We start from the raw sequence: 2,876 nt of genomic DNA, 5'->3' as shown, positions 1-2,876 counted from the left end.
AGGGGCTGTTGGTGCGTCAAACCAGATGGACACAGGCATCGGCACCCCACCAGCCTCATGCTGAAAAATCATTTCTAAATAGTCTTTGGCATCAAAAGTTGGGTCTGGAACAAAGGTTTCGGTTAACGGTTCAAGCTGCTTAATGCGGTCAACTCGAAACCATCGAATTTCCCGGCGTTGATGGCAGTACCCAATCACGTAGGGATTGGTTCCCCGGTAGATGTGCAGAAGATAGGGGTCAAGCTTGCGGTCAGAGGTGGCATTCCGGCTAGCAGTGTAGTAGTGCATCTGCACAGTCTTTTGCATCCGGCAGGCATCTTCTAGCGTGTGCCAAACCTCTGGGTTAAGGTCAATTTCTGCACCAGAGCGAAACAGAATTCTTTCTTCCGCAACCTGCTGCAAGTCAACCCAGCTCTCCTCTGGTAATCGTTCACTCAAACGGGCGATCGCAGACCGCAGCTCTGACGCATAAGCAGAACCTGAATAGGCTTCCAACATTCTGGCTCCAAGCGTCAGAGCAAATAATTCTCCTGTACTTAGGCTGATTGTCGGCAATCGCCATTCTAGGTCAGTGTAGTAGTACCCCTTCTGCTTGTTGGATTCAATCGGAGCATGATAGCGATCGCGGAGGAAAGCGATATCACTCCGGGCAGTTCGCTCACTAACCTCAAGTGCCTGGGCCAGACTCTCAGCTGTTTGCCGCTGTTTTAAGCGTAGTAGAGTATCAATTTGAAGAAGACGTTCAAGATGTCGGGACATAACCTTATATCAAGTGATATAGCCACATCGTAAAGAAGCTACCCGGCAGAAAAGTTTCCGGCTTCGAGGGGCAAACAAAATTTTTCTATTAGCAAGGCGTTGGTTAGCTGTGGTGCGAAGAGTATTGTTCAAACAGTTTTCCCCTAGCTCCTTAGCTTCCGCGCCTCTGCTTCAATTAGCTCCAAAGCCATGGGGGACGGGGTAACCTTGTTATTTCCCCAACGGTTGATGGTAGGAAATGCCACACCTAATCTCCCTGCAAACTTCTCCTAAGTTAGACTCAAAAGTTGGCGTAGGTTACGCACAAGCTGACCGATTTCTGGCTATTGGGCTGAAAGTATCTGTTGAGTCATAACCCCCACTAGGGGTTATTACGGGGCACTATAACCTCTGCCTTAGCAGACTGTCCTTATTAAGAGTTCCCAAACGCAAAAGATCCGCAACATTGCGGATAAAACTTGGTTAGATTAGCAGCAAATCTTTTTGTAGTTCAGTCGTCCATTGGGGGAGCAGGTGCACTTCTGAAAGCAGTTCACTAGATCTGGGTAAAGCAGGATATTCGATTCCTGGCTGGAAAGCCAGGAATCGAATATCCCATATTTTGCCAGAATCGATCGCCTACCTCAGGCAAAACCCCTTCTAACCTTGCAAATAATCAGCAGAAGTATTGCTACAGAAACTCCCGAACCCCTTTGCTGCACAAAATTGCACAAATTTTTATCATTCCCGACTTAGTGCATTCTTCAATCAACGCTTTTACGGAAGCTGCTTCATCAGCATTGTTGAAAGGAGGATCAAACATCCTGATTCTCCTGCTTTCAGCCTTTTCTAGCCCTTGAGCTGGTCTCAGCTCCCAAGCGATGCTGATGAAATAATCTCCAAACACCTTCGCAAGACAGGACACATCAACTTCTCTATGATGGCTTGTCCACCGTTTCCTGATGTTCCTTGCTCTGCCAATATAGAGGATGCTATGAGTTTTGAGGTTCAAAACATAGTAGATACCGCTTTCCTGCGGCAGCAAGTACTTTTCTCGGTAAGACAGGTGAGCGAATTGGAAAGGGTTAATCATTGCAGCCTTTGCGCTTGCGCTTTTGATAACAGCACATAGGGAAACCTGTAGGCTAGCTGACATCTTGCCAGAGCCGATCGCCTACCTCTGACAAAATCTCCCCCAACCTACCGTTGAAGGTCTTATTAAGCCGATCGAACCCACATCCGTTTTGAAGGCTCCTTGGTCTAAGGATTCCCGATCGACAATGAATTTCACCTTCAACTGCTTATCAATCCGCTCCAGTTAGCAACGTTGCGGGGGGTATTCAAGCTTGGCTTACCAGAATTTGTTTTATCGCCTGATCGACCCGCTCCCCGTAAGGAAACAGTGCATCTCCCAGGGCCGCTTGACGAATGAATTCCATACTAATGTTGATGGCTTACAGAAGCATTGTGCGATCGCCCTCCTCATACTTTTTGCCTTGGTGAAGTGGCAATCGCCCCTCTACAATGAGGCAATTCGATATTTAGTAAAAGCAGAGGCTCAAGACAGTTATCCAGTAAAGCTAGCTACTTCTATGTGACTGATGGCTACAAGATTTATCCGAGTTTTATTGAGCAGGGAGACTAGATTGTTTGTAAAACGTACATGCCAAGAGTGGAGAATGAAAATACTCGCTTGCGCCATTACTTGGCACTGCAATTTGTAGGTTCTAGGGATCGATCGAAACCCAAAGCGGGCTTTAGACTTCACTCTGACGAAAGTGGCAAAAGAGGGATATCTAATATTCTTCCTCAGTAGAAACAAAGGTGCTACGAATCCAACCAACGGCTCCAGATTCTGTAAAACGGACACGGTACCAGGTGTATCCGTCGCTTCCGCTTGTGCTTTCTTGAATCAGTACTTGATCTCCCACTAAACCGTATCGTTGTGTTGGGACATTGGGGTTTGGTTCACTACGCAAATTAATCCGTGAACCTGGGTCACTAGCAGTCAGAAACCCTGCTTGTCCGATTTCTGGCTCTGCTGCTGAGTTTACTGCTGAATTTTCTGCAAGTGTATTGGTGGATGCTGCTGATCGCTCTCCTCTCTCCCATGCAAGCACCCCTTCAATCAGCCCATT

The 2,876-nt window shown here is 47.2% G+C and carries 4 protein-coding genes and 1 pseudogene; 2 read left to right on the top strand and 3 right to left on the bottom strand.

All coding sequences use genetic code 11. The features are described 5' to 3' along the window. Together H6F93_RS08790 and H6F93_RS08785 are read right to left on the bottom strand one after the other, a co-directional pair. Positions 1-759, bottom strand: a 759-nt coding sequence (locus H6F93_RS08790; protein ID WP_190680111.1) for a helix-turn-helix transcriptional regulator, incomplete at its 3' end; no start/stop codon positions are given. A gap of 670 nt (positions 760-1,429) precedes the next feature. After that, on the bottom strand, positions 1,430-1,894 hold the full coding sequence (locus H6F93_RS08785; protein WP_190680110.1) for a GIY-YIG nuclease family protein: 465 nt from the start codon (positions 1,892-1,894) through the stop codon (positions 1,430-1,432). 190 nt (positions 1,895-2,084) lie between these two features. Here H6F93_RS08785 and H6F93_RS08780 point away from each other — a divergent pair, with 190 nt between their 5' ends. Together H6F93_RS08780 and H6F93_RS08775 are read left to right on the top strand one after the other, a co-directional pair. Beyond that, complete coding sequence (locus H6F93_RS08780) at positions 2,085-2,336, top strand: hypothetical protein (RefSeq protein WP_190680109.1); 252 nt, start codon at positions 2,085-2,087, stop codon at positions 2,334-2,336. Then, a pseudogene (locus tag H6F93_RS08775) lies at positions 2,324-2,449 on the top strand (IS1 family transposase); the annotation flags it as partial. The gene H6F93_RS08780 and the pseudogene H6F93_RS08775, both read left to right, overlap by 13 nt. 85 nt (positions 2,450-2,534) lie before the next feature. Here H6F93_RS08775 and H6F93_RS08770 read toward each other — a convergent pair. Then, positions 2,535-2,876 (bottom strand): SH3 domain-containing protein (locus H6F93_RS08770; protein ID WP_347277265.1); only part of this gene is annotated, 342 nt, incomplete at its 5' end.

Source organism: Leptolyngbya sp. FACHB-671 (genome assembly GCF_014695745.1).
GTDB lineage: Bacteria > Cyanobacteriota > Cyanobacteriia > Elainellales > Elainellaceae > JAAUTN01.
Note: the sequence above shows the minus strand (reverse complement) of the source record. Positions and strands in the feature narration are given on the sequence as shown.